Source organism: Pacificoceanicola onchidii (assembly GCF_004804335.1).
In the GTDB taxonomy this organism is placed as follows: domain Bacteria; phylum Pseudomonadota; class Alphaproteobacteria; order Rhodobacterales; family Rhodobacteraceae; genus Pacificoceanicola; species Pacificoceanicola onchidii.
In genome coordinates, this window is the sequence record NZ_SRXY01000009.1 from 24,044 (window position 1) to 47,775 (window position 23,732).

Sequence of the window (23,732 nt, forward strand, 5' to 3'; positions counted from 1 at the left end):
TGAGAGGCGATGTTCATGTTAAACCTGAAGAAGGATCAACACCTGTTCGTGGTCGAATTGACCTACGTCGCGGATATGGAGGCGGTGGATCGCGTGCTCGATCCGCATCTGGATTGGGTCAATGCGCAGTATGATACCGGTGTGTTTCTGGTCTCCGGGCCAAAGGTGCCACGCGATGGCGGAATCATTCTGGCTCAGGCGTCATCGCGCGCGGCTCTGGAGACGCTGCTTGCCAGCGATCCCTTTGCGACAGCGGATGTGGCGGAGTATCGGGTGACGGAATTCATCGCCCGGCGCATTGCTGAATAAAAAGACGGCCAGACATTCTGTCTGGCCGCAAGCGTGTGCCCGGGCGCGCTGACGAACCGCGCCGGAGCCGGAAAATCATCAGTCGTTAGAGACAATCAGCCGTAGATGACCGCGCTGCGGCAGCGCCGGTTTCCCGCTGTCCTTCGCCTTGAAGACGGCGCGCGGCTCGGCCATGCCCTTGGTCTCGGCTTCGGTCTTCACCGGCTGGGACTTGGACAGGCGGGGCAGCGGAACAGCTGTGCCTTGATCCTCCGCTTTGATTGCCTGCGGCTTGCCGGGATTGGCGATTTTGTGGGCCGGGGTGACCGCGATATTGGTGATGGTGAAGCGGCGCGGCGTGCGGCCAATGCGGCCTTGGGTGATCAGCGCTCCAAGCGCCCGGCTGACATCCCCGAAATCGGAGCGCAGCGGCAAGATGATCATGTGACCTTCCATATCCGGCTTGCCGAAACCGCCCTCGGCGGCGAGATCAATGCGAATGATCGACTGCTCGGCAAACAGCGCCTCGACGGCGAGGCCGAACTGTTCGCGATCTTTCGGCGCAATCATGGTCGACAGCGGCATCCCTGCGATCTGCATGCCCATCAGATCGGAAAGATGGGTGCCAGCGACGCGGATCTTGCCCATGGTCGGCGCGATCTTCTCCATCAGGAAGGCGTTTTCCAGCGCGCTCTCCATGCCGCGCGGGTCCACCTGGCTGCGCAGCGGAATCTCGTTCTCGCCGCAAAGCCCGTGCCAATAGGTTTCCACCAAGCGGATCGGGGCCATCCGTTTTGTCTTCTCGCGATCCGTCATCGAAACCACGTCCTGACCTTTCCCACCGTTGCCAAACATAACCGTTGCTCCTGGCTCTGTCTCATCTGGCTGGAGCCCCCGTTCCGCCCTGACGATTTAATCATTTTTGCTAAATCATTACTAGCAGATCAGCGTCGCAATTTCGCCCCATTTGTCACCAAGAGGTTAACGCTTCAACAATTCATTGAATTTTCAATGCTTTCGTTGCTTCTCATAATATCCCTGTTTCCCAACGTGTTAACCATTCTTAACGGCAGCAGCGCTTGCTTTGCCGGTTTGAGGGCGATAGGCCGGAAGCGTGAATTGCAAGGAGGCCGAGATGCGCCAGTCAATGACCGGATTTGCCTCGCGGCAGGGCGAAGGATTAACCTATTCCTGGACGTGGGAGTTGCGCGGGGTCAATGCCAAGGGGCTTGATCTGCGGCTGCGTCTGCCGGACTGGATCGAGGGGCTCGAGGCGCAGGTGCGCGCCCGGCTGACAAAGGCGCTTGGGCGCGGCAATGTGCAGGTCGGCCTGCGGATCGCTGCTGCCGGCGAGGAGGGCACGCAGAGCCTTGATGACGCGCAGCTTGGCGTGGTCCTGGACGCGATGATGACGATCGAACAGGCGGCGAAGTCGCTGGGATTGAACCTCGCGCCATCCACCGCAGCCGATATCGTCGGTCTGCGCGGTGTGCTGACGTCCGAGGCGGGCGACGTGGATCTGAAGGCGCTCAGCGCGGCGCTCTTGGCGGATTTTGATGACGCTCTGGCTGACTTCCGCGCCATGCGCGCCGCCGAAGGTGACAAGCTTGCCGAGGTGCTGACCCGCCAGACCGATGAAATTGCAGCTTTGGTCGAAGAGGCCGAAACCCGCGCGGCAGACCGTGCTCCGGCGCAGGAGACGCGCTTCAAGGCTCAGCTTGCCCGCGTCATGGACAACACAGAAGGGCTGGACGAGAGCCGCATCGCACAGGAATTGGCGCTGTTGGCGGTCAAGGCGGATGTGACGGAAGAGATCGACCGGCTTCGCGCCCATGTCACCGCCGCGCACGAACTGTTGGCGAGCAAAGGGCCGGTGGGGCGCAAGCTTGATTTTCTCATGCAGGAGTTCAACCGTGAGGCCAATACGCTTTGCTCGAAATCCGGCGATGCGGCGTTGACGACAACCGGTCTGGCGCTCAAGACGATGATCGAGCAAATGCGCGAACAGGTACAGAATGTGGAGTAAGACGTGATGTCACAACGGCGCGGCCTTCTGATCATCCTGTCCTCGCCCTCCGGCGCGGGCAAATCGACCTTGTCTAAACGGCTTTTGAGCTGGGATCCGAGCTTGAGTTTCTCTGTCTCGGCCACCACCCGCGCCCCGCGTCCGGGCGAAGAGGATGGCAAGGACTATCACTTCATGAGCGAAGAGGCGTTCAAGCGGACCGTGGCGGAAGATGGCATGCTCGAACATGCCCACGTGTTTGGCAACTTCTACGGCAGCCCCTGCGCGCCGGTTGAAACCGCCATCGACGCGGGGCGGGACGTGCTGTTTGATATCGACTGGCAGGGGGCGCAACAGATCCGCAACTCCGCGCTTGGGCAGCATACGCTGTCGATCTTCATCCTGCCGCCGTCGATCCCGGAACTGCACCGGCGGCTCGTGTCGCGGGCGCAGGACAGCGACGATGTGATCTCCAAGCGCATGCAGAAAAGCTGGGACGAAATCAGCCACTGGGGCAGCTATGATTACGTGCTGGTGAACGACGATCTGGATCGCACCTTTGCGGATCTTCAAACCATCGTCAGCGCCACCCGTCTGCGCCGCCTGCAACAGCCGTCGCTTGTCAGCCATGTGCGCCAACTTCAAACGGAATTCGAGGACCTGACATGACGCTTTATGCATTGGACGGCGTGGAACCGCAGGTTGCCGAGGATGTTTTTGTGGCCCCCGATGCCAATGTCATTGGCAATGTGGTTCTGGAGCCGGGAAGCAACGTCTGGTTCGGCTGCACGCTGCGCGGTGACAACGAGGAAATCCGCGTCGGCGCGGGCAGCAATGTTCAGGAAAACGTCGTCTGCCACACGGACATGGGGTATCCGCTGATGATCGGGGCTGGCTGCACGATTGGCCACAAGGTCATGCTGCACGGCTGCGTGATCGGCGAAAACAGCCTGATCGGCATGGGGGCGACGATCCTCAATGGTGCGAAGATCGGCAAGAACTGCCTGATCGGGGCAGGGGCGCTGATCACCGAAGGCAAGGAAATCCCGGACGGCAGCCTTGTGATGGGCGCGCCGGGGAAGGTGGTGCGGCAACTGGATGATGCGGCGATTGCCAAGCTGCGCCTGTCTGCCGAGCACTACCAGCAGAACGCGGCGCGGTTCATGGCTGGGCTACGCGCGCTTTGAACAGGGCGAAAAATTTGTCGGGGCAAAATTTTGGACGGGGCCAGCCCCGCCGCGGCGCGGCCGCGACTCCCCGGGATACTTGAAGCACAAAGAAGACAGGGATGACTTCATGAAGCCGACGTTGCAAAGGCCGTTTGTTCCACTGATCGAGGGTGCGTCCCGGCCGGTGGTGTCGCCGATCATGCCGTCTGTGGTGTATGCCTCGGACAGCCCCGATGCGCTGGATGCGCAGTATGAGGGATGGGTTCAGGGCCATACCTATGCGCGCGAAGGCCATCCAAACGCCGACCTTCTTGCGGCGCGGATCGACGCGTTGGAGGGGATGGAGAACGGTCTTGTCGTCGGCTCCGGCATGGCGGCGGTCACGGCGGTTCTGATGGGGCTGTGCAAGGCGGGCGATCATGTGGTTGGCGGCAATCAGCTTTATGGCCGGTCGCTGCGGCTCATGGCCGAGGATCTGCCGCGTCTCGGGATCGAGACGAGCCTGGCGGATCCGTGCGATGTGGATTCGATTGAGGCGGCGCTCAGGCCCGAGACCTCAATGGTGTTGATCGAAGTGGTGTCGAACCCGACGCTGCGGGTGGCGGATCTTGATGGGATTGCCGCGCTGTGCAAGGCGCGGGGCGTTTTGCTGGTCGTTGACAACACCTTCACGACGCCCGCCGCAATCCGCCCCGAGGAGCACGGCGCGGATATCGTGCTGCATTCGGTCACCAAGCTGCTGGCGGGGCATTCTGATGTCACCCTTGGTTGGGTTGCGGCGAAAGATCCGGATCTGGCCGCGCGCATGCGGGTGTTTGCGGTGACAACCGGTTTGACGGCGAGCCCGTTTGATTGCTGGTTGGCTGAGCGCGGTCTGGCGACCTTTGCCTTGCGGTTTGATCGCACACAGCAAACGGCGCAGCGGTTGTCGGCGCATCTGGCGTCGCAACCCGGTGTCAAACGCGTGCTGTATCCAACGCGGGCCGATCATCCTGATGCGGCGCGGGCGCAGGGGCTGCTCAAGGGGCAGGGCTGCAACATGGTCAGCTTCGAGATCGAAGGCGGGCGCGCGGCGGCCAATGCCTTTGCCAAGGGCGCAAGCGGCATCGCATTTGCGCCGACGCTGGGGGACGTAGGCACGACGCTGTCGCATCCCGCCTCGTCCTCGCACCGGGCTTTGACGCCGGAGGGGCGGGCCGAGATCGGGATCACTGAAGGGTTCTTCCGGGTTTCCGTGGGCCTCGAAGAGCCGGAGGCGCTGCTGGCCTGTTTTGACGACGGACTTGCGGCGGCGCGGGCCGTGTAAGCCATGAACGCGCAGGCCTACCTTGACGCGGTGCCGCTGCCGGCCTTGCTGATCCGAAAGACCGAACGTGTGGCGGCGGTCAACGCCGAGGCGACGGCGTTGCTGGGAGACGGTTTGGCGGGGCGGCATTTCATCACGGCGCTGCGCCAGCCTGCGTTGCTGGATGCGATCGAAGCCTGTTTGACGCGGCAGGCGCCGGGCGAGGCGGACTACCGTGTTGCCGATGGTGAGGCCGACTCGACCTATCGGGTCACGGTTCGCCCGGTGCCGCTGCTCGAAGGCGGGTCCGGCGCGTTGTGCTGTTTTCAGGACGTGAGTCATCTCGAACACTCCGACCGGATGCGGCGCGATTTTGTCGCAAACGTCAGTCATGAGCTGCGCACGCCGCTGACTGCGATCATGGGGTTTGTCGAAACCCTCAAAGGGCCTGCGGCGGATGACGCGCCTGCGCGCCTGCGGTTCCTTGACATCATGGATCGCGAGGCGAGCCGGATGAACCGCCTTGTGGGGGATCTGCTGTCGCTGAGCCGGGTCGAGCAGGAAGAACGCGTGCGCCCGACCAGCCAGGTGGATCCGGCGGAGTTGATCCGCAGCACGCTGCACGGGCTGGAGCCGCTGGCGGAAGAGGCCGGGGTGAGCCTGGCGTCCGAGCTGCCGTCTGCCGCCTTTACCATTGTCGGGGATGCGGATCAGATCCGGCAGGTTCTGACAAACCTCGTGGAAAATGCCGTCAAGTATTCCGGGGAGGGGGCTTCGGTGACGGTTCGGCTCGACGCGCCGGAATTTCGACCGCGCCTGCGGTGTGACGGGATTCGCATCACGGTTGAGGACACGGGGGCGGGTATTGATCCTTTGCATCTGCCGCGTCTGACCGAACGGTTTTACCGGGTCGACAGCCACCGTTCGCGCGAAAAAGGCGGGACCGGGCTTGGCCTTGCGATCGTAAAGCACATCGTGTCGCGGCATCGCGGACGATTGTCGATTGAGAGCACGCTTGGCGCAGGATCACGGTTTTCGGTGATTCTTCCGGTTGGCTGAGAAGGAGCCTTGCGCGAGCATTTCCACGGACCTGGGCGTGGCTTCTGCTTTGGCTCCAGCGTAAACGATGAGGTCCCGGATCAAGTCCGGGACGGAGGCAGCTAAACATCCGTTTCAGGCCAGGGAAAACTGCACCTTAACCCCACGTCACTAGACAAATTTCGCATTTATCCAGCGGTGTCATGAAACTGTTACACAGCTGTCACAAAAGCATTGCGCAGGGTGCTTAGGACCCGCCTCAAGGCGACATCATGGGGATGGTCGCCAAGAGACTTTCAGGAGTTCGACATGAACATCAAGCTCACCGCTTCCGCGCTGGCCATTGCCGCCGTTGCCACATCCGCCGCAGCGCGCGACAACGTGCAGGTCGCCGGGTCCTCCACCGTTCTGCCCTACGCTTCCATCGTTGCAGAAGCCTTCGGCGAAAACTTCGACTTCCCGACACCGGTTGTGGAATCGGGCGGCTCCTCCGCTGGCCTCAAGCGTTTCTGCCAGGGTGTTGGCGAAGAGCACACCGACGTTGCAAACGCCTCCCGCGCGATCCGCGAAAAAGAGATCAAGGCCTGTGCCGAAAACGGTGTGACCGACATCATCGAAGTGCGCATCGGCTATGACGGCATCGTGTTCGCCTCCCAGTTCGACGGCCCGTCCTACACCGCCTTCACCCAGTCCGACATCTTCAACGCTCTGGCGCCGAAGGTCATGGTTGACGGTCAGCTGGTCGACAACCCCTACACCAAGTGGTCCGACTTCAACGCCGATCTGCCGGCTGAAGAAATCCTCGCCTTCATCCCGGGCACCAAGCACGGCACCCGTGAAGTGTTCGAAGAAAAAGTGATCGCGGCAGGCTGTGAAGCCACCGGCGCCATGGAAGCGATGATCGCTTCCGGCATGTCCGAAGACGACGCAGAAGATGCCTGCCTCGAAGTGCGCTCCGATGGCCGCTCCGTGGACATCGACGGTGACTACACCGAAACGCTGGCCTCCATCGACGCCAACGCCAACGCCATCGGCGTCTTCGGTCTCGCGTTCTACGAGAACAACACCGACAAGCTGAAAGTGGCCACCATGGCTGGCGTCGAGCCGACCACCGAGAGCATCGCAGCCGGTGATTACCCGGTGTCCCGCCCGCTCTACTTCTACATCAAGAAAGCCCACATTGGCGTGATCCCGGGCCTCAAGGAATACGCTGAGTTCTTTGTTGCAGACGAGATCGCTGGCCCCGACGGCCCGCTCGCCGAGTACGGCCTTGTCTCCGATCCGGAACTGGAAAAAGTCCAGGCCATCGTTGGCGACGAAGTGACCATGGGTGAAGGCATGTAATTGCCTTTCCGGACCAAATGTGGTCCGGGACGCTCGGGGGCGGCATATTCCGCCGCCCCCTTTCTCTTTTAGATCTTTTTCCAACAGCAGACCGCAAGCAAACGGGGGGCAAATGCCGTTACTCTGGCTCATCGTCATCGTGCTCGTGATTGCGGCCGCAGGCTATGTCCTCGGCCGCTCTCGCGCGCTTTCCAGTGCGGGCGGTGAAATCCGCGGCATGCACAGCCTGCCAAGCTATTATGGCTCCAATGCCATGATGAAATCGGTTGTACCCGCCTTCCTTCTGTTGGTTGTCTGGCTCATCGCGCAGCCGATCTGGATTAACATGTCGGTGTCCGGGATGATCCCGGAAAGCGAAGTGGCCGAAGGCTCCAACCTCGGTCTGGTCATGTCCGAAGTGCGGCGCACCGCTGATGGAATCGACGCCGCCACCGCCGAAGGCCTGATGACCCAGACCGTTGCCAATGGGTCGGACCCTGCCGCCGTGACTGCCGCGCTCAAGGATGCGGGCAAGATCGTCACCAACGAGCTGACCGCGCCGATCCTTGCCGCCGCACAGGAATGGCGGGCGGAGCAAAAGAACGGCACCCTGTTCATGACCATTGCGGTTATCGCGATTGCGGTGCTGGGCCTGCTTTGGGGGCTGAAAGAAGCCCACGCTGATTTTCGCGCCCGCAACACGGTGGAGCGGGGGATCAAGGCGATCCTGATCGCCGCCGCCTCCATCGCGATCCTGACAACCATCGGCATCGTTTTGTCGCTGATCTTCAACACCATCGAGTTCTTCAGTCTCTATCCGGCTTCCGAATTCTTCACCTTGCTGGAATGGGCACCGAGCTTCTCTGGCCGGGGTGGCGCATCGGCCCTGGGGATCCTGCCGCTGCTGTGGGGCACGCTCTATATCAGCATCGTCGCGCTTCTGGTCGCCGTGCCGATTGGTCTGTTCGCCGCCGTCTACCTCTCCGAATACGCCGGTCCCAAGACCCGCGCCTTTGCCAAGCCGCTGCTCGAAGTGCTCGCCGGTATTCCCACAATCGTTTACGGTCTCTTCGCGCTGCTGACCATCGGGCCGATCCTGCTGACGGTCTTTGGCGACGAAGGCACTGGCTGGATGCAGGGGCAGCGCGCGGTGATGACCGCAGGGATTGCCATGGGCATCATGCTGATCCCGTTTGTCTCCTCGCTGTCCGACGACATTATCAACGCGGTGCCGCAGGCGATGCGCGATGGGTCTTACGGCCTTGGTGCAACCAAATCCGAGACGATCAAACAGGTGATCCTGCCCGCCGCTTTGCCGGGGATCGTGGGCGCTGTTCTGCTGGCTGCTTCCCGCGCTATTGGCGAGACCATGATCGTGGTGCTGGGGGCAGGGGCCGCCGCGCGGCTGTCGCTCAACCCCTTCGAGGCCATGACCACCGTCACCGCCAAGATCGTCAGCCAGCTGACCGGCGACAGCGACTTTGCCTCGCCCGAGGCGCTGGTGGCCTTCGCGCTTGGCATGTCCCTCTTCATCCTCACCCTGGGGCTTAACGTTCTCGCGCTCTACATCGTGCGCAAATACCGGGAGCAGTACGACTGATGACCGACGCATCCATCAACCCCGCTGTACCCAAGCGCCACGGCTCGCTGATGTCCGCTGACGCGCGCACAGCCAAACGCAACGCCGCTGAAAAGCGTTTCCAGATGTACGGCATGGCCGCCATTGGGGCGGGCCTGTTCTTCCTCGTGGTGCTGATCGGTGCGATCCTGTCCTCCGGGATTGGCGCGTTTCAGCAAACCTTCATCACTGTGCCGGTCTACCTCGATGAGGCGAAGCTCGACAAAAAGGGCAACCGCGATCCGGCGGAAATGGCCAAGGTTTCGACCTTTGGCTACAACCCGCTGATCCAAAAAGCGGTTCTGGCCGCTGTCGAAGAGGCGGGCATTGAAACGCCTCTGAAGAAGTCGAAGAACATGAAGGCGCTTTTGTCCGCTTCCGCCGCCGCCCAGGTGCGCGATGTGGTGCTGGCAAACCCCGACATGGTCGGCCAGACGGTCGAGTTCCGCATGCTCGCATCCTCGCGCGTCGACGGCTATCTCAAAGGCCGTGTGCAGCGTGAAGACGTTGCACGTGACAAGAACATCGACGCCGAACACCTTGATCTGACCGACGCTCTGCGCGAAGCCGGGATCGTCAGCAAGGGTTTCAACGCGGGCTTCATCTTTGGTGCGGATGCCTCCGAGAGCCGCCCGGAGCAGGCGGGCCTCGGCGTGTCCATGCTCGGTTCCTTCTTCATGATGATCGTGGTTCTGGTGCTGTCCTTGCCCATCGGTGTGGCCGCGTCGATCTACCTCGAAGAGTTCGCCCCGCAGAACCGCTGGACTGACCTGATCGAGGTAAACATCGCCAACCTCGCGGCTGTGCCGTCGATCGTCTTTGGTATCCTTGGCCTCGCGGTCTTCATCCAGTTCGCCCACCTGCCGCAGTCCGCGCCGCTGGTTGGCGGGCTCGTGCTGACGCTCATGACCCTGCCGACAATCATCATCTCCACGCGCGCCTCGCTGAAGGCTGTGCCGCCGTCGATCCGCGATGCGGCGCTTGGCATTGGCGCGTCCAAGATGCAGGCGACCTTCCACCATGTGCTGCCGCTGGCCATGCCGGGCATCCTGACCGGGACCATCATCGGTCTTGCGCAGGCTCTGGGGGAAACCGCACCGCTGCTGCTGATCGGTATGGTCGGCTATATCGCCACCAACGTGCCCGATGGCATCGCCGCTGGCTTCCTGTCGCCCAACTCGGCCATGCCCGCCCAGATCTACGAATGGGCCAAGCGCGCCGATCCGGCCTATTACGAACGGGCCTGGGGCGGCATCATCATCCTTCTGGTCTTCCTTCTGACCATGAACCTCATCGCCATCATTCTGCGCCGCCGCTTTGAGCGCCGCTGGTAAGGTTAGCTGGTAAGGGAGTAAACCTCATGTACGACGCACCGCTATTTACGGAGAGAGACGTGACCGCAAATACCATCAAGATCGGCGCACGCGGCGTTCAGGTCTTCTACGGTGACACCCATGCCATTCGGGACGTGGATGTCGATATCGAAGACAAGACCGTGACCGCCTTCATCGGCCCCTCGGGCTGCGGCAAGTCGACCTTCCTGCGCACGCTCAACCGCATGAACGACACCATCGACATCTGCCGGGTCGAAGGGGACATCCGGCTTGATGGCGAGGACATCTACGACAAGCGCGTGGACCCGGTGCAACTGCGCGCCAAGGTCGGCATGGTGTTCCAGAAGCCGAACCCGTTTCCGAAGTCGATCTATGACAACGTGGCTTATGGCCCGCGCATCCACGGTCTGGCCAAGAACAAGGCAGAACTGGACGAGATCGTCGAAAAGGCCCTGCGCCGCGGTGCGATCTGGGATGAGGTCAAGGACCGCCTGACCGCACCCGGAACCGGTCTCTCGGGTGGTCAGCAGCAGCGCCTGTGCATCGCCCGTGCCATCGCCACGGAACCCGAGGTTCTGCTGATGGACGAGCCGTGCTCCGCGCTGGATCCCATTGCCACGGCACAGGTCGAGGAACTGATTGACGAGTTGCGCCAGAACTACTCGGTGGTGATCGTCACGCACTCCATGCAGCAGGCTGCGCGTGTCAGTCAGAAAACCGCGTTTTTCCACCTCGGCAATCTCGTCGAGTTCGGCGAGACCGCGCAGATCTTCACCAACCCCGAAGACCCCCGCACCGAAAGCTACATCACTGGACGGATCGGATAAGCCATGCAGGAACAGTCCCAGCACATTTCATCGGCCTTCGACCGCGATCTTGAGGGCATTCAGGCGAACATCCTGAAGATGGGTGGCCTTGTCGAGGTCGCCATTCGCGAAGGCTCGATCAGCCTGGAAAGCCGTGATGTGGATCTCGCCGAAAAGGTCCGCAAGGGCGACAAGGTGATCGACGCCATGGAAGAGGCGCTCAACGAAGAGGCTGCCCGCGTCATCGCCCTGCGCGCACCCACTGCGATTGACCTGCGGGTAATCCTGTCGGTCATGCGCATGTCGGCAAACCTCGAACGTATTGGTGATCTGGCCAAGAACATGGCCAAGCGGACCTCCGTGCTGGCCGAGATGCCCAACATCGACGGCGGCGCGCAATCCCTGCGCCGTATGGCGCGCGAGGTCGAGGTTATGCTCAAGGATGCGCTCGACAGCTATATCCAGCGCAACGAGGCGCTGGCGCTCGACGTGATCGAACGCGACATCGAAATTGACCAGATGTACAACACGCTGTTCCGCGAGTTCCTGACCTTCATGCTCGAAGATCCGCGCAACATCACCGCCTGTATGCACCTGCATTTCATCGCCAAGAACATCGAACGTATGGGCGATCATGTGACCTCGATTGCCGAGCAGGTGGTGTTCCTCACTTCCGGCAAGAAGCCGGACGAGGCGCGCGAGAAGCAGGACGATACCTCCACGGACGCAGAACTCAGCACGCCTCTGGCGGACTGACAAAAGGGATCCTGAGCCATGGCCGCCGATCAACCCACCGTTCTTCTGGTCGAGGATGAGCCCGCGCAACGCGAGGTTCTGCGCTACAATCTCGAAGCCGAAGGGTTTCGCGTTGTGGCCGGGGAAAACGGCGAGGAGGGGCTTGTCCTGATGGACGAGGAAAGCCCCGATGTCGTTGTCCTTGACTGGATGCTGCCGAAGGTCTCCGGCATCGAGGTCTGCCGCCAGCTCAAGACCCGGCCCGAGACGCGGGCGGTGCCGATCATCATGCTGTCCGCCCGCTCCGAAGAGGTGGACCGGGTGCGCGGTCTCGAAACCGGGGCGGATGACTACGTGGTCAAACCCTATTCGGTGATCGAGCTCATGGCCCGCGTGCGCGCGCAACTGCGCCGGGCGCGGCCTGCGGCGGCGGGGCTGGTTCTGGAATACGAAGACATTCGCCTCGACAGCGAAACCCACCGCGTCACGCGCGGCGAAGAGGCGCTGAAACTGGGGCCGACAGAGTTTCGTCTGCTCTCGACCTTCATGGAAAAGCCCGGCCGCGTGTTCACCCGTGAACAGCTTCTGGATCGGGTCTGGGGCCGGGATATCTACGTCGACACCCGCACCGTGGACGTCCACGTGGGCCGCCTTCGCAAAGCGCTATGCAAACACGGCGGCGAAGACCCGCTGCGCACGGTGCGCGGCGCGGGCTATGCTTTGGGTTGATGAGCGTCACGGATTGAATGCGACTTCCGTCTAGCACTTTAGAAGGTGCAGACGCGGGCTATTGTCTGCGCATAAGATGGGGCAGGAGGAGCATGCATGGACCGGTTCGATACGATTCCCGAAACCGCGCTGGCCTGGCACAAGGCGGGCAGGGGCGCGGTGCTGGCCACGGTGATCGAGACATGGGGCAGCGCGCCGCGCCGCGTCGGCAGCCAGTTGGCGATCAGCGGCGATGCCCAGATCGAAGGCTCGGTTTCGGGCGGCTGTGTCGAGGGGGCGGTGATCGTCGAAGCGCTCGAAGCTTTGGAAGCGGGCGAAGCGCGCGAGCTGGAATTCGGCGTCTCTGACGGCGACGCTTTTGCCGTCGGGCTGGCCTGTGGCGGCACCATCCGCGTGCTGGTGGAACCCATCGGCAGCGTCCTGCCCGAAGCCATGCTTGAGGCGCTCTGCGCCGCCCGCGCCACGCGCGAGCCGATTGCCTATGTGGTTGAACTTGATAGGCAAAAGCGGGCTTTGACAAAGGACGGTTTTGAGAGCCGGTTCCGCATGGACCGCTCCGGTTTCGAAGAGGACAGCCGCACCTTCGTTGCCATTCACAACCCGCCTCTGCGCCTGATCGTGGTGGGGGCGGTGCATATCGCGCAAGCGCTGATCCCCATGGCAAAAATCGCGGGCTATGATCCGACGGTGGTTGATCCGCGCGAAGCCTTCGCCAGCCCGGAGCGTTTCCCCGGCGAAACCCTTGTGCATGACTGGCCCGATGATGCGCTGGAGGCGCTGGGGCTGGACAGCCGCACGGCGCTTGTCCTGCTCACTCATGATCCGAAACTGGATGATCCGGCTTTACACAAGGCTTTGAAATCACGGTGTTTCTATATCGGTGCGCTTGGCTCGACCCGCACCCATGCCAAACGCGTGCAGCGCCTGACAGAGGCAGGGTTTTCCACGGATGAGATCGCCCGCATCAACGGACCCATCGGGCTTGATATCGGCGCAGCAGGGCCGTCCGAGATTGCTGTCTCTGTCATCGCAGAGATGACCCGAACGCTCAGGAAAGGCGCATGAAGTTCGGGGAACGGCCCGTCTCCGAGGCCGCTGGCAGCGTTCTGGCGCATTCGGTTGCCTTACCGGGCGGGCGGCTCAAGAAGGGGCGTGTGTTGACGTCCCAAGACCTTACGCAACTGGATGCTGCGGGCATCAAGACGGTGACCGCAGCGACTTACGAGGCGGGAGACGTGCCAGAGGACGCGGCGGCAGAGCGGCTTGCCCGGGCGCTTGTGCCCGATCCCGAACGCGCCGGTCTGCGGCTTGGGAAGGCCGCAACAGGCCGTGTGAACATCCACGCAGAAGATTCTGGAATCGTTGAAGTTCTTGCCGACCGCATACACGCCCTGAACGCGCTGCATCCGATGATCACTGTGGCCACGGTGCCCGAATGGCAGCGCATCGGCGCGCGGGGCATGGTGGCGACGGTCAAGATTATCGCCTACGCGGTGCCCGAAGCGGCGCTGGAGGCAGCCTGTCTGGCCGGACAATCCGCCTTGCGCCTGCGCCGCGCCACCTGCGCCACGGCGGAGTTGATCCAGACCGTGCTGGAACCCGGCGCAGACGGGGCAAAAGGGCAGAAAGTGACCGAAGAGCGCCTGGCACGGCTTGGTGTGGGCCTCGCGCCGGAGCATCTTGTCCCGCATGAGACCGCACCGCTGGCCGAAGCGATCCGCGCCAGCTGTGCCGATGCCATCCTGATCCTGACCGCCTCCGCGACCTCCGACACCCATGACACGGCGCCCGAAGCGCTGCGGCGTGCGGGTGGCACAGTCACCCATTTCGGTATGCCCGTTGATCCAGGAAATCTTCTGTTTTTCGGTGAGTTGCAGGGCAAACCTGTCATCGGTTTGCCGGGCTGCGCCCGCTCTCCTGCACTCAACGGCGCGGATTGGGTGATGGAGCGGCTGCTCTGCGGTGTGCCGCTGCACCCGCGCGACATTGCCGGGATGGGCGTGGGCGGTTTGCTCAAGGAAATTCCGCAAAGGGGCCGACTGCGCGAAGCGTGACGCCAAAGAAAAAGGGCCGCGTTGCGGCGGCCCTTTCAAGGTTTTGGCACGGGGTGATCAAAACCCGAGCGCGCCTTTCAGCTGGTCCAGAACCCCGGCAAGCGCATCCGGGTTGTCCTTTGCCTGCTGCAGCAGAGCAGTGGCGCCGGTTTTGGCCACGGGGCCCAGATCGGAGCCGTCGATGTACTCGGCGACCTTGTCGAAATCAAAGCCTTCGACGGTCAGCAGATCCGTGATCGAGACCTCTTCCGCAGCCTCGGCAGCCGCTTCCGTTGCAGCCTCGGTGGCTTCTTCGGCTGCTTCTGTTGCGGCTTCGGTCGCGGTTTCCGTTGCTTCCTCTACAGCTTCCTCAGCGGCTTCGGTTGCCTCTTCAGCGGCCTCTGTCGCTGCCTCGGTTGCTTCTTCAGCCGCTTCGTTAGCCGCCTCGGTTGCTTCTTCAGCTGCCTCTTCAGCGGCTTCTTCAGCCGCTTCCGCGGTTTCTTCCGCGGCTTGCTGTGCGGCGCCGGTGGCTTCTTCAGCGGCTTCGGTTGCGGCTTCTGCCGCCTCGTCGCCAGTGCCCAGAGCGTCGTTCAGCATCTGGCCTGCGTTCTCGACAGCCTCGTCCACCGCTTCTTCGGCTGCTTCCACAGCTTCTGTTGCGGCGGTTTCAGCAGCCTCAACTGCTTCTTCCACGGCTTCTTCGGCTTGCTCGGTCACCTCTTCGACAGCCGTTTCAGCGGCTTCCTTGGCTTCCTCGACAGCGGCTTCGACTTCGTCGGCCACTTCTTGAGCGGCTTCTTCGACGCTTTCAACAACTTCTTCGGCCGCTTCAGTGGTCTCTTCGGCGGTCTCGGTCACAGCGTCCGTGGCCGTCTCGGTCGCGGTTTCGACGGCCGCTGCACCGGTGTCGGCCATATCTTTCGTCGCCTCTTGCGCGGTCTGGCTGGAGTATACGAAATACCCTCCAACGGCCACGATGGCAGCAATGCCTGCTACGATGATATTTTTCATGACATACCTTCCTTGTCAGGGTTTGCGCCCGGCACGATGCCGCAGCGCAGAGATGCCCCTTCAATGAACGGGATTTTTCTGCAACTGCAAGGGGAAAGCGTCAGCGCTTGCTGCATATCCGGCGAAATGCCGCTTGAATCGCGCCGGAGGCAAGTTTACTTTGCCCCCCTAACCACTACTGGAAATTATCAGGAGCAATCCCATAGCCCGCAGACCCCACAACGCGCCCCCACAGCGCGACACAGGCCCCCGCGTCAACGGACGTATCCGGGCGCCTGAAATCCGTCTTATTGGTGCCGAAGGCGAAAACATCGGAGTTGTCTCGCCGGCGCGCGCGATGGATCTGGCTGAACAAGCCGGGTTGGACCTTGTTGAAATCTCGCCCAATGCGAACCCGCCGGTGTGCAAGATCATGGACTTCGGCAAGTTCAAATACGAACAGCAAAAGCGCGAGTCCGAGGCCCGCAAGAAACAGAAGATCATCGAGGTCAAAGAGGTAAAGTTCCGTCCCAACACGGACACCCATGACTATGATGTGAAGATGCGTAACGTCTTCAAATTCCTTGAAAACGGCGACAAGGTGAAAGTCACCTTGCGGTTCCGTGGCCGCGAAATGGCGCACCAGAACCTGGGCCGCGAGCTGCTTGAACGGGTGGCCGAAGACGTCAAGGAACTCGGCAAGGTCGAGAACATGCCGAAGATGGAAGGCCGTCAGATGGTCATGATGATCGGGCCAAACGCCAAGTAAGCGACTGACGCCAAGAACAGGAACCCGCCGCAGCCCGGCGGGTTTTTTGTTGGGCTGGCGCAACTCGGATGGGGCAGGGATGAGCACGTTCTGGAATGATCGCTATGCGACGGAAGGCTATGTCTTTGGCACGGCCCCGGCCGCCTTTCTGCCGGCCCATGCCGGACTGATTCCCTTTGGCGCTTCGGCGCTTTGTGTGGCGGATGGCGAAGGGCGCAATGCGGTCTGGCTGGCAGAGCAGGGCTGCGCGGTCACGGCCTTTGACGTTTCCGAAAATGCACTTGCGAAAGCGGCGAGCCTGGCTGAGACGCGCGAAGTCTCGGTCGATTTTCACCAAAACGGCATCGAGGACTGGGATTGGAACAGGCAGTACGATCTGGTCCTGGGCTGCTTCATCCAGTTTGTCGGCCCGCCGGAGCAGGCAACGCTTCTGAACAATCTCAAACGCGCGGTCGCTCCGGGCGGGCGGCTCATGCTGCACGGCTACACGCCGGAGCAGGTCGCGCTTGGCACGGGCGGTCCGGGGCGCGAAGAGAATATGTACACCGAAGCGCTGCTGCGGCAGCACTTTGGCGACATGAATATCCTGCGCCTTGCGACCTATGAGGCCCATCTGAACGAAGGAAGCGGCCACAAGGGCCGCTCCGCATTGATCGATCTGATTGCTGATAACGTTTGAGCATTTCGCTCAAAAGCGGGAACCGGTTTTGAGCTGCTCGGACATGTGTTTTCGCAAAGTTAGTCGAGGAAGGCCTTTTCCACGACGTAATGCTTGGGATCAGAGTTCGCGCCCTCCACGAGACCGTACTCCTCAAGCATATCCTTGAGTTCGAGGTTGAACGCGAGGTTGCCGCAGATCATGGCACGGTCGTGCTCGGGGTTCAGCGGCGCGACTCCAAGATCGGCAAAAGCCTCGCCCGAGCGCATCAGATCGGTGATGCGGCCCATCTTCGGGCTCTCTTCGCGCGTTGTGGTCGGGTAATACTTGATCTTCTTCCAGAAGCCCTCACCGATGACTTCATTGAGAAGCTCATCTTCTTTCAGGCTCTCGATCAGATCGCGGCCATAGGTCAGCTCGCCCACTTCGCGGCAGGTGTGGGTGATCACGATCTCATCGTAATCCTCATAGGTCTGCGGCTCGCGCAGGAGCGAGGCAAAAGGGGCAAAACCGGTGCCGGTGGCGAAGAACCAGATGCGCTTGCCGGGCAGCAATGCGTCATGCACCAGCGTGCCAACAGGCTTGGGGCGCAGGATGATCTCATCGCCGGGCTGGATGTGCTGAAGTTTCGAGGTCAGCGGACCGTCCTGCACCTTGATCGAGTAGAACTCCAGTTCTTCGTCCCAGGACGGCGACGCAATGGAATAGGCGCGCAGCAGCGGCTTTTGACGGCCTGTCTTGGGATCCGGATCGCCCATCAGACCGATCATCACAAATTCGCCGGAGCGAAAACGCATGGTGGCGGGGCGGGTGCAGCGGAAGGAAAACAGCCGGTCGGTGTAATGCTGGACCTCGGTTACGGTCTGGGCATCCGGCATGGCCATTTTCTTCGGCGCGTCGGCCTTGAGGGCGGTGGATTCGGTCACGGGCGTCAACTCTGTCATGATGTCATTTGCCGGTGGTCTAAACCGACACCTTGGATTTAGCTTTGATTTAGGTCAGATGAAAGGCGGCATCGGGCCACGGCTGTCAATCAGCCGCGCATGCGGGCCTGATAATCGTTCTGCTGCCAGTCCGCGCGGAAAATCCACTGATCTTCCGGCTGGCGTTTGGCGAGGGAGTCGTCGATTTCCACCTCATCAAACCCCGCGCGGCGGGCCATGGCGTATTGATCCGCAATCACGTGGCCTTTGGCGCGCAGGCGGCCCTTGTAGCCGCGCAGCCGCAGAAGCCGCGCGAGGGTGAAGCCCCGTCCATCGGCAAAGCTCGGGAAGTCGATGCGGATCATCTCGACGTTGGAGGCGGTCAGGGTTGCGGGATCGGTGTCGGACGCCAGATCGGTGATCTCGCCGGTGTATGTGTCTGCGGCAAAGCCGCTGTCGGTCACGATGGGCATGTCATGCTCCTATGTCTTGTCGGGGTCCGGGGCAAAGCCCCGGCCTACTTTGTGTTGCGCGAGATCACACCACCTTCGATGTGAATGCCGCATTCTGTCTTGTCCTGGTCGCGCCAGCGCCCGGCGCGCGGGTCTTCGCCCGGCTTGACCTTGCTGGTGCAGGGCGCGCAACCAATCGAGGGGTAACCCTGTGCCACCAGCGGGTGCTTGGGCAGACGGTTTTCCTCCATATAGGCGCGGGTGTCCTCCGGCCCCCAATGGGCCAGCGGGTTGACCTTGATCCGGCCCGTGGCGTCTTCCAGCTCGAAAAACTCCATCTCGGCGCGGGTTTTCGCCTGATAGCGTTTGCGTCCGGTGATCCAGCCGTCGAAGCCTTCGAGAGCCTGTTGCAAAGGCTCCGTCTTGCGCAGGGCACAGCAGGCATCCGTATCGGAAAACCGCAACGCGCCATAGGGATCCCGGCTTTCCAGAGTCCTGGCGCTGGTCTGAATGATGCGCACATTTTCCAGATGCAGCCGCTCCGCGATCTCCTGCTGATAGGCAAGCGTTTCGGCAAACAGCAGCCGCGTGTCGATGAACAGCACCGGCGTCTTGCGATTTACCATGGCCACAAGGTGCAAGAGCGCCACGGATTCCGCCCCGAAGGACGAGACCATGGCGATCTTGCCCGCTTCCGGATCGCGCAAAGCGCCTTCGAGGACCGCGGTTGCCCCGTGGTGCCGGTAGCGCGCGTTGAGCGCATCAACCCGCTCCCGCAGCGCGTCCAGATCCGGTGACGGCTGTTCCGCGCCTTGGGTCTCTTCGCCAAGAAGAACCGACATGGGCTTTACTCGGCGGCCACGCGGGCGGGGTCGCGCTCGTAAAGCGCGGCCTTGAACGGCGGCATGCCAACCCGGCGGTAGGTCTCGAGGAAGGTCTCGGAGGCATCCTCGCGCTCTTCCAGATAGGCCTCGACCAGCCGTTCCACGGCCGGAACGATCTCGTCATAACCAAAGCCCGGCCCGGTGCGCTGACCCAAGGCCGCGTTTTCCGTGTGATCGCCGCCCAGCGTGATCTGGTAGGTTTCCACACCTGCGCGGTCGAGACCAAGAATGCCGATGTTGCCAACGTGGTGGTGCCCGCAGGCGTTGATGCAGCCGGAGATCTTGATCTTCAGATCGCCGATGTCCTTCTCGATCTTGAGCTCGTCAAACCGCGTGGCGATCTTCTCGGCAACCGGGATGGACCGCGCCGTGGCCAGCGCGCAGTAGTCCATGCCGGGGCAGGCGATGATGTCGGAGATCATGCCGATGTTCGCGGTGGCCAGGCCATGCGCTTTCAGACGGGCATGAATTTCCGGCAGGTCGGACTTGTGCACATGCGGCAGGATCACGTTCTGCTCATGGCTGATGCGCAGTTCGTCATGACCGAACTCGGCGGCGATGTCGGCCATCACGCGCATTTGCTCGGCCGTCGCATCGCCCGGCGTCTGGCCATGCGCCTTGATCGAGATCTGCGCGATGGCATAGCCCTCGGCGCGGTGCTCGGCGAGGTTGGTATCGGCCCAGGAGCGGAAAACCGGATCGGCATCATACGCCCGCTCGAAGTCGGAAACCGTGCGTTTGGCGAAGTCCGGCGCGGCGAACTGCGGTTTGATGGTCTCGAACAGGGCAAGATCTGCGCCGTTGAAGGCGGCCTTGGTCTCCTCGAAACGCTGATCAACAAGCGCGCGGATCTCCTCAAGGCCGTGCTCATGCACGGTGATCTTGATGCGGGCCTTGTACTTGTTGTCGCGGCGGCCAAGCAGGTTCCAGACCGATACCACGGCCTCGACATACGGCAGCAGGTCCTCCTGCGACACGAAGTCATTGACGATCTTGCCGATCATCGGCGTGCGGCCAAGCCCGCCGCCGATCAGCACCGCATAGCCGATCTCGCCATCGCGTTCGACGATGCGCAGGGCGAGGTCATGGGCGGCGGTCACGGCGCGGTCGTTCGGGCTGCCGGTGACGGCGATCTTGAACTTGCGCGGCAGGAACTGGAACTCCGGGTGATCCGTGGACCACTGGCGCAGCAGTTCGGCCACCGGACGCGGGTCGGCGATCTCATCGGCGGCGGCACCGGCGAAATGGTCGGCAGTCACGTTGCGGATGGTGTTGCCGGAGGTCTGGATCGCGTGCATCTCCACCTCGGCCAGCGCGTCGAGCATGTCCGGCACATCCGAGAGCAGCGGCCAGTTGTACTGGATGTTCTGGCGCGTGGTGAAGTGGCCGTAGCCCTTGTCCCAACGCTCGGCGATATAGGCCAGCTGGCGCATCTGGGCGCTGTTCAGCGTGCCATAGGGGATGGCAACACGCAGCATGTAGGCGTGCAGCTGCAGATAAAGGCCGTTCATCAGGCGCAAGGGCTTGAACTCGTCCTCGGTCAGCGAGCCGTCGATGCGGCGCGCGACCTGGGCGCGGAACTGGCGGTTGCGGTTGGCGACGAAGTCGGCGTCGAAGTCGGAGTAGCTGTACATGGCTGTGTTCTCTCGGGTGGGGCCTGGTGCGGTAAAACCCGTGGACGGGTTTTGCAAAATCCTTGGAAGGATTTTGATCAGCGCTCAGCCTGTTTGCCGTGGAAATAGTTGGAGGGGCCGGTCCGGCGGAAATCCTCGCGGAAGTGCGTGGGCTCGGGGCCGGTGTCCCCGGCCTTCACATCGGCGAGGTAGACACCCACCGCCTCAGCATGGCGCTGGCTTGCCTCGACGAGACGCAGCTGCGCATGAGCTTCATCCGTGAGCAGCTCGGCCCGGGACAGCTCGCGTGTCCAGTTGTCGCGGGCATCGAGATAGATCACGTCGCCTTCGATCAGGGCGTTGGCGGTGATGACTTTGGGGGTAAAGGCGCGAGACATCAGGAAACCTCCTGTTTGCGAATTTCAGTCAGGGCAGAGGCCGCGGCGCGCGGAGCAATGCCATAAAGGGTCAGGGCAGGGCCGTGCAGCTCGGCCTCTGCGAGATCCTGCGACAGCGTGCCAAGGCTGGAGGCCAGAACGTGCTGGTCCGGGCGGGAGGCGTTGGAAACCAATGTCACCGGCGTGGTCGGATCGGCGCCGTGCATCATAAGCCGTCCCTGAATGAACCGTGCTGCGCGCTTGCCCATGTAGATCGCCGCGACTTCGCCGGGGCGGGACAGGCTGCGCCAGTCCTGCTCGGCAAAGCCTTCAAGCACATGACCGGTCAGTATGCGCAGGCTCGCGTTGCGGCCCCGTGTGGTCAGCGATTGGCCAATGGCGGCAACCGCAGCAGAGGCGGCGGTGACGCCGGGCACGATGGTCCAGCCAATATCCTCAAGCTCCAGCGCCGCGATTTCCTCGTCCAGCCGGGCAAAGATCGCCGGATCGCCGCCCTTGAGGCGCACAACCCGCAGGCCTGCATAGGCGTAAAGAACGATCAGACGATTGATCTCGTCCTGCGGCGTGGACGGGCCAAAGCCGGTCTTGCCAACCGCAACAAGCGTGGCCTCGGGGTTCGCCAGCGCAAGGATCTCATCGGTCACAAGCGCATCGTGCAAGATGACGTCCGCCGCCTCCAGGGCGCGCACGGCCTTCACGGTCAGAAGCTCTGCATCGCCCGGGCCGGACCCGACAAAGCAAACCATGCCGCATTGGATCAGGCTTTCGGTCTTGGCCGGTGCGGTGGTGCTGTGCTGGGACATGGGTCATCCTTTCCGTGGCGTGTTCTGGATCACTATATAGGAAATTGTCCCACAAATTGGCTATGGGGTTGCGAATATAAGGACGTATGTTCTATGTCGTGCCAAATCCGAAAGGGTTGTCCCGAAACCTCGGCCATGTTGGAACAAAGATGAAGATTGACGAAACCGACCGGAAAATCCTTCGCGCGCTGCAGCAGGATGCCAGCCAATCGCTGGACGAAATTGCCAAAACCGTCGGCTCTTCAAAGACCCCGGTGTGGAATCGCATACGCAAAATGCGCGAAGCGGGGGTGATCGGTCAGCAGACCGTTCTGCTCGACGCCGAAGCGCTTGGATTTGATGCCACTTTCTTTGTCCTGATCCGGACGTCCGAGCATGATGCAGACTGGCAGCAAGCCTTTCTCAAGGCGCTGCGCGAGCGGCCGGAAGTGCAGGAGGCGCACCGGCTTGCCGGGGACATCGACTACATCCTCAAGGTCCGCGTGCGCAACGCGCGGGCTTATGATGTGTTCTACCAGGCGCTGATTTCCGAGGTGAAGGTGCACAACGTCACGGCGCTGCTGTCGATGGAAGAGATCAAGGCCACAACCGAACTGCCGATCTGACGCCGCGTGCCGAACCGGCCGGGATCACCGCGAGACCATCACCCGCTTCAATCCGTGAAAATGGTAAAGGTTTGCGTATTCCGGGGTCTCGATCAGGTGGAGGCCGGACAGACGCGCGAAGAGGATTGGCAGGGCGATTTGCAGCTCCAGCCGGGCGAGCGGCGCCCCGACACAGAAATGCAAACCGCCGCCGAAAGCGGTGTGGGTCGTCAGAGGCCTCTTCGGGTCAAAACGGCCCGGATTCGCCCAGACCTCGGGATCGCGGTTGGCCGCGCCCAACAGCAACGCAACCTGATCGCCGCGCCGAAACGTATGGCCGAAAACCGTCGTCTCTTCATAGGCATAGCGGGTGAACATGTGCAAAGGCGGATCAAAGCGCATGATCTCTTCGCTCACCGCTGCGGCGGTTTCCTCGGTGATCCGGGTGCCGGTTTCCAGCAGGGTTTTGATACCGTTGCCCATGGTGTGCACCGTGGCTTCATGCCCGGCGTTCAGCAGCAGGATGCAGGTGGTGATCAGCTCATCGGTTGAGAGCTTTTCGCCGTCCTCTTCGGCGGCAATCAGGTGAGTAATCAGGTCATCGGCAGGGCGCTTGCGGCGCTCCTCAACATAGCCGCGCATGAAATCCGCGAAGTCCTGTGCGGCACGGGCAGCGCGGGTTTCGATCTCGCGGTCCCGGCGGGCCTGGTAGAGCGCGACCATGTCATTGGACCAGCGCAGTAGTTGCGGCGCCATGTCCTCGGGCACGCCAAGCAGGCGGCAGATGATGATCACCGGCAGCGGCTGACAAAATGCGGGGAGCAGATCGACCGGTCCTTCCGGGATGGCATCGATCAGGTGATGGCTCAGCGCGGCAATCTCCGGCCCAAGCGCCTTGATCCGGCGGGAGGTGAAGGCCCGCAAGACAAGGCCGCGCAGCCGCGTGTGCCGGGGCGGCTCCAGCTCCAGCATGGAATGGGCCTCGACAGCGTAGAACGGCGCGAGGTGTTCCGGGACCTCGGGTGCCTGTTCCGGCGGGACCTCCCGGCCAAAGCGGCGATCCTTCAGCAGCGTGTTGACCGCCCGATGGCTGACCGCGCAGGGCATGGCGTAGTCCTCCCAATAGGCCAGATCGCCAGCGCCCCGCATCCGGTCATAAAACGGATAGGGATTCTGAACAAAGCCGGGATCGGTGGGGGATTGGGAAAAACGCTGCATGGCGACAGAGTGAAAGGCAGCAGGCGCCAATGCAAGTGGGGTATCGCATCGACGCAGAAATCGCCGTACAAAAGCAG

26 protein-coding genes are annotated in these 23,732 nt (G+C 62.1%); 17 read left to right on the forward strand and 9 right to left on the reverse strand.

Going from position 1 to position 23,732, the window contains the following annotated elements; translation table 11 throughout:
• Positions 1-15: 15 nt before the first annotated feature.
• The gene (locus E4662_RS20475) at positions 16-309 is read left to right on the forward strand and encodes a YciI family protein (RefSeq protein WP_206080324.1); all 294 of its coding nucleotides are present in this window, start codon (positions 16-18) and stop codon (positions 307-309) included.
• Between the two features lie 78 nt (positions 310-387).
• On the opposite strand, the gene E4662_RS20480 is transcribed toward E4662_RS20475, so the two are convergent.
• Complete coding sequence (locus E4662_RS20480; protein WP_136443502.1) at positions 388-1,143, reverse strand: PAS domain-containing protein; 756 nt, start codon at positions 1,141-1,143, stop codon at positions 388-390.
• A gap of 280 nt (positions 1,144-1,423) precedes the next feature.
• On the opposite strand from E4662_RS20480, the gene E4662_RS20485 reads away from it, so the two are divergent.
• The 13 genes from E4662_RS20485 (at position 1,424) to E4662_RS20545 (ending at position 14,384) form a co-directional block, all read left to right on the forward strand.
• Positions 1,424-2,314: a YicC/YloC family endoribonuclease gene (locus E4662_RS20485; protein WP_136443503.1), complete on the forward strand. Its 891-nt coding sequence runs from the start codon at positions 1,424-1,426 to the stop codon at positions 2,312-2,314.
• 6 nt (positions 2,315-2,320) lie between these two features.
• A complete protein-coding gene (gmk, locus tag E4662_RS20490) occupies positions 2,321-2,962 on the forward strand; it encodes a guanylate kinase (RefSeq protein WP_136443504.1) in 642 nt (213 codons plus the stop codon).
• Positions 2,959-3,480 (forward strand): gamma carbonic anhydrase family protein, encoded by a 522-nt coding sequence (locus E4662_RS20495; protein ID WP_136443505.1) that lies wholly within the window; start codon positions 2,959-2,961, stop codon positions 3,478-3,480. The genes gmk and E4662_RS20495 overlap by 4 nt, the downstream gene beginning before the upstream one ends.
• A 109-nt stretch (positions 3,481-3,589) precedes the next feature.
• The gene (locus tag E4662_RS20500) at positions 3,590-4,768 is read left to right on the forward strand and encodes a trans-sulfuration enzyme family protein (RefSeq protein ID WP_136443506.1); all 1,179 of its coding nucleotides are present in this window, start codon (positions 3,590-3,592) and stop codon (positions 4,766-4,768) included.
• A gap of 3 nt (positions 4,769-4,771) precedes the next feature.
• Positions 4,772-5,806, forward strand: coding sequence for a sensor histidine kinase (locus E4662_RS20505; RefSeq protein WP_136443507.1), 1,035 nt, complete (start codon positions 4,772-4,774; stop codon positions 5,804-5,806).
• Between the two features lie 288 nt (positions 5,807-6,094).
• Positions 6,095-7,129 (forward strand): substrate-binding domain-containing protein, encoded by a 1,035-nt coding sequence (locus E4662_RS20510; RefSeq protein ID WP_136443508.1) that lies wholly within the window; start codon positions 6,095-6,097, stop codon positions 7,127-7,129.
• A 112-nt stretch (positions 7,130-7,241) separates the two neighbouring features.
• Complete coding sequence (gene pstC, locus E4662_RS20515; RefSeq protein WP_136443509.1) at positions 7,242-8,708, forward strand: phosphate ABC transporter permease subunit PstC; 1,467 nt, start codon at positions 7,242-7,244, stop codon at positions 8,706-8,708.
• The gene (gene pstA / locus E4662_RS20520) at positions 8,708-10,060 is read left to right on the forward strand and encodes a phosphate ABC transporter permease PstA (RefSeq protein ID WP_136443510.1); all 1,353 of its coding nucleotides are present in this window, start codon (positions 8,708-8,710) and stop codon (positions 10,058-10,060) included. Before pstC ends, pstA begins: the two co-directional genes overlap by 1 nt.
• A 26-nt stretch (positions 10,061-10,086) precedes the next feature.
• Positions 10,087-10,887 (forward strand): phosphate ABC transporter ATP-binding protein PstB, encoded by an 801-nt coding sequence (pstB, locus tag E4662_RS20525; RefSeq protein WP_136443511.1) that lies wholly within the window; start codon positions 10,087-10,089, stop codon positions 10,885-10,887.
• Positions 10,888-10,890: 3 nt separating this feature from the next.
• Positions 10,891-11,622, forward strand: coding sequence for a phosphate signaling complex protein PhoU (phoU, locus tag E4662_RS20530; protein ID WP_136443512.1), 732 nt, complete (start codon positions 10,891-10,893; stop codon positions 11,620-11,622).
• Between the two features lie 18 nt (positions 11,623-11,640).
• Positions 11,641-12,330, forward strand: a complete 690-nt coding sequence (gene phoB, locus E4662_RS20535) for a phosphate regulon transcriptional regulator PhoB (RefSeq protein WP_136443513.1) — start codon at positions 11,641-11,643, stop codon at positions 12,328-12,330.
• Positions 12,331-12,426: 96 nt separating this feature from the next.
• A complete protein-coding gene (locus E4662_RS20540) occupies positions 12,427-13,395 on the forward strand; it encodes an XdhC family protein (RefSeq protein ID WP_136443514.1) in 969 nt (322 codons plus the stop codon).
• Positions 13,392-14,384 carry a molybdopterin-binding protein gene (locus E4662_RS20545; protein WP_136443515.1) on the forward strand — a complete coding sequence of 331 codons (993 nt, stop codon included), beginning with the start codon at positions 13,392-13,394 and terminating at the stop codon, positions 14,382-14,384. Before E4662_RS20540 ends, E4662_RS20545 begins: the two co-directional genes overlap by 4 nt.
• 57 nt (positions 14,385-14,441) lie before the next feature.
• On the opposite strand, the gene E4662_RS20550 is transcribed toward E4662_RS20545, so the two are convergent.
• A complete protein-coding gene (locus E4662_RS20550) occupies positions 14,442-15,374 on the reverse strand; it encodes a translation initiation factor 3 (protein WP_136443516.1) in 933 nt (310 codons plus the stop codon).
• A gap of 202 nt (positions 15,375-15,576) precedes the next feature.
• On the opposite strand from E4662_RS20550, the gene infC reads away from it, so the two are divergent.
• Complete coding sequence (infC, locus tag E4662_RS20555) at positions 15,577-16,122, forward strand: translation initiation factor IF-3 (protein WP_136443517.1); 546 nt, start codon at positions 15,577-15,579, stop codon at positions 16,120-16,122.
• A 79-nt stretch (positions 16,123-16,201) separates the two neighbouring features.
• On the forward strand, positions 16,202-16,801 hold the full coding sequence (locus E4662_RS20560; protein ID WP_136443518.1) for a class I SAM-dependent methyltransferase: 600 nt from the start codon (positions 16,202-16,204) through the stop codon (positions 16,799-16,801).
• Positions 16,802-16,860: 59 nt separating this feature from the next.
• Here the strand turns inward: E4662_RS20560 and E4662_RS20565 are convergent, their stop codons facing one another.
• From E4662_RS20565 to cobA, 6 genes are all read right to left on the reverse strand, one after another.
• Positions 16,861-17,724 carry a ferredoxin--NADP reductase gene (locus E4662_RS20565; protein ID WP_136443519.1) on the reverse strand — a complete coding sequence of 288 codons (864 nt, stop codon included), beginning with the start codon at positions 17,722-17,724 and terminating at the stop codon, positions 16,861-16,863.
• Between the two features lie 89 nt (positions 17,725-17,813).
• Entirely contained in the window at positions 17,814-18,176 is a 363-nt protein-coding gene (locus E4662_RS20570; protein ID WP_136443520.1) for a DUF934 domain-containing protein, read from the reverse strand.
• 44 nt (positions 18,177-18,220) lie between these two features.
• Positions 18,221-18,997 carry a phosphoadenylyl-sulfate reductase gene (locus tag E4662_RS20575; protein ID WP_136443521.1) on the reverse strand — a complete coding sequence of 259 codons (777 nt, stop codon included), beginning with the start codon at positions 18,995-18,997 and terminating at the stop codon, positions 18,221-18,223.
• Between the two features lie 5 nt (positions 18,998-19,002).
• On the reverse strand, positions 19,003-20,673 hold the full coding sequence (locus E4662_RS20580; RefSeq protein WP_136443522.1) for a nitrite/sulfite reductase: 1,671 nt from the start codon (positions 20,671-20,673) through the stop codon (positions 19,003-19,005).
• A gap of 77 nt (positions 20,674-20,750) precedes the next feature.
• Entirely contained in the window at positions 20,751-21,050 is a 300-nt protein-coding gene (locus E4662_RS20585) for a DUF2849 domain-containing protein (RefSeq protein ID WP_136443523.1), read from the reverse strand.
• Positions 21,050-21,853, reverse strand: a complete 804-nt coding sequence (gene cobA / locus E4662_RS20590) for a uroporphyrinogen-III C-methyltransferase (RefSeq protein ID WP_136443524.1) — start codon at positions 21,851-21,853, stop codon at positions 21,050-21,052. The genes E4662_RS20585 and cobA overlap by 1 nt, the downstream gene beginning before the upstream one ends.
• Before the next feature lie 149 nt (positions 21,854-22,002).
• Between cobA and E4662_RS20595 the strand changes: the two genes are divergently transcribed.
• Positions 22,003-22,458, forward strand: coding sequence for an Lrp/AsnC family transcriptional regulator (locus E4662_RS20595; protein WP_136443525.1), 456 nt, complete (start codon positions 22,003-22,005; stop codon positions 22,456-22,458).
• 24 nt (positions 22,459-22,482) lie between these two features.
• Here E4662_RS20595 and E4662_RS20600 read toward each other — a convergent pair whose 3' ends face one another.
• A complete protein-coding gene (locus E4662_RS20600; protein WP_136443526.1) occupies positions 22,483-23,655 on the reverse strand; it encodes a cytochrome P450 in 1,173 nt (390 codons plus the stop codon).
• Positions 23,656-23,732: the final 77 nt, after the last annotated feature.

What these genes read in the sequence shown, in the direction of transcription:
- E4662_RS20475 (WP_206080324.1), top strand. Translation starts at nt 16, where the DNA reads ATGTTAAACCTGAAGAAGGATCAACACCTGTTCGTGGTCGAATTGACC.
- E4662_RS20480 (WP_136443502.1), bottom strand. Translation starts at nt 1,143, where the DNA reads ATGTTTGGCAACGGTGGGAAAGGTCAGGACGTGGTTTCGATGACGGAT.
- E4662_RS20485 (WP_136443503.1), top strand. Translation starts at nt 1,424, where the DNA reads ATGCGCCAGTCAATGACCGGATTTGCCTCGCGGCAGGGCGAAGGATTA.
- gmk (WP_136443504.1), top strand. Translation starts at nt 2,321, where the DNA reads ATGTCACAACGGCGCGGCCTTCTGATCATCCTGTCCTCGCCCTCCGGC.
- E4662_RS20495 (WP_136443505.1), top strand. Translation starts at nt 2,959, where the DNA reads ATGACGCTTTATGCATTGGACGGCGTGGAACCGCAGGTTGCCGAGGAT.
- E4662_RS20500 (WP_136443506.1), top strand. Translation starts at nt 3,590, where the DNA reads ATGAAGCCGACGTTGCAAAGGCCGTTTGTTCCACTGATCGAGGGTGCG.
- E4662_RS20505 (WP_136443507.1), top strand. Translation starts at nt 4,772, where the DNA reads ATGAACGCGCAGGCCTACCTTGACGCGGTGCCGCTGCCGGCCTTGCTG.
- E4662_RS20510 (WP_136443508.1), top strand. Translation starts at nt 6,095, where the DNA reads ATGAACATCAAGCTCACCGCTTCCGCGCTGGCCATTGCCGCCGTTGCC.
- pstC (WP_136443509.1), top strand. Translation starts at nt 7,242, where the DNA reads ATGCCGTTACTCTGGCTCATCGTCATCGTGCTCGTGATTGCGGCCGCA.
- pstA (WP_136443510.1), top strand. Translation starts at nt 8,708, where the DNA reads ATGACCGACGCATCCATCAACCCCGCTGTACCCAAGCGCCACGGCTCG.
- pstB (WP_136443511.1), top strand. Translation starts at nt 10,087, where the DNA reads ATGTACGACGCACCGCTATTTACGGAGAGAGACGTGACCGCAAATACC.
- phoU (WP_136443512.1), top strand. Translation starts at nt 10,891, where the DNA reads ATGCAGGAACAGTCCCAGCACATTTCATCGGCCTTCGACCGCGATCTT.
- phoB (WP_136443513.1), top strand. Translation starts at nt 11,641, where the DNA reads ATGGCCGCCGATCAACCCACCGTTCTTCTGGTCGAGGATGAGCCCGCG.
- E4662_RS20540 (WP_136443514.1), top strand. Translation starts at nt 12,427, where the DNA reads ATGGACCGGTTCGATACGATTCCCGAAACCGCGCTGGCCTGGCACAAG.
- E4662_RS20545 (WP_136443515.1), top strand. Translation starts at nt 13,392, where the DNA reads ATGAAGTTCGGGGAACGGCCCGTCTCCGAGGCCGCTGGCAGCGTTCTG.
- E4662_RS20550 (WP_136443516.1), bottom strand. Translation starts at nt 15,374, where the DNA reads ATGAAAAATATCATCGTAGCAGGCATTGCTGCCATCGTGGCCGTTGGA.
- E4662_RS20560 (WP_136443518.1), top strand. Translation starts at nt 16,202, where the DNA reads ATGAGCACGTTCTGGAATGATCGCTATGCGACGGAAGGCTATGTCTTT.
- E4662_RS20565 (WP_136443519.1), bottom strand. Translation starts at nt 17,724, where the DNA reads ATGACAGAGTTGACGCCCGTGACCGAATCCACCGCCCTCAAGGCCGAC.
- E4662_RS20570 (WP_136443520.1), bottom strand. Translation starts at nt 18,176, where the DNA reads ATGCCCATCGTGACCGACAGCGGCTTTGCCGCAGACACATACACCGGC.
- E4662_RS20575 (WP_136443521.1), bottom strand. Translation starts at nt 18,997, where the DNA reads ATGTCGGTTCTTCTTGGCGAAGAGACCCAAGGCGCGGAACAGCCGTCA.
- E4662_RS20580 (WP_136443522.1), bottom strand. Translation starts at nt 20,673, where the DNA reads ATGTACAGCTACTCCGACTTCGACGCCGACTTCGTCGCCAACCGCAAC.
- E4662_RS20585 (WP_136443523.1), bottom strand. Translation starts at nt 21,050, where the DNA reads ATGTCTCGCGCCTTTACCCCCAAAGTCATCACCGCCAACGCCCTGATC.
- cobA (WP_136443524.1), bottom strand. Translation starts at nt 21,853, where the DNA reads ATGTCCCAGCACAGCACCACCGCACCGGCCAAGACCGAAAGCCTGATC.
- E4662_RS20595 (WP_136443525.1), top strand. Translation starts at nt 22,003, where the DNA reads ATGAAGATTGACGAAACCGACCGGAAAATCCTTCGCGCGCTGCAGCAG.
- E4662_RS20600 (WP_136443526.1), bottom strand. Translation starts at nt 23,655, where the DNA reads ATGCAGCGTTTTTCCCAATCCCCCACCGATCCCGGCTTTGTTCAGAAT.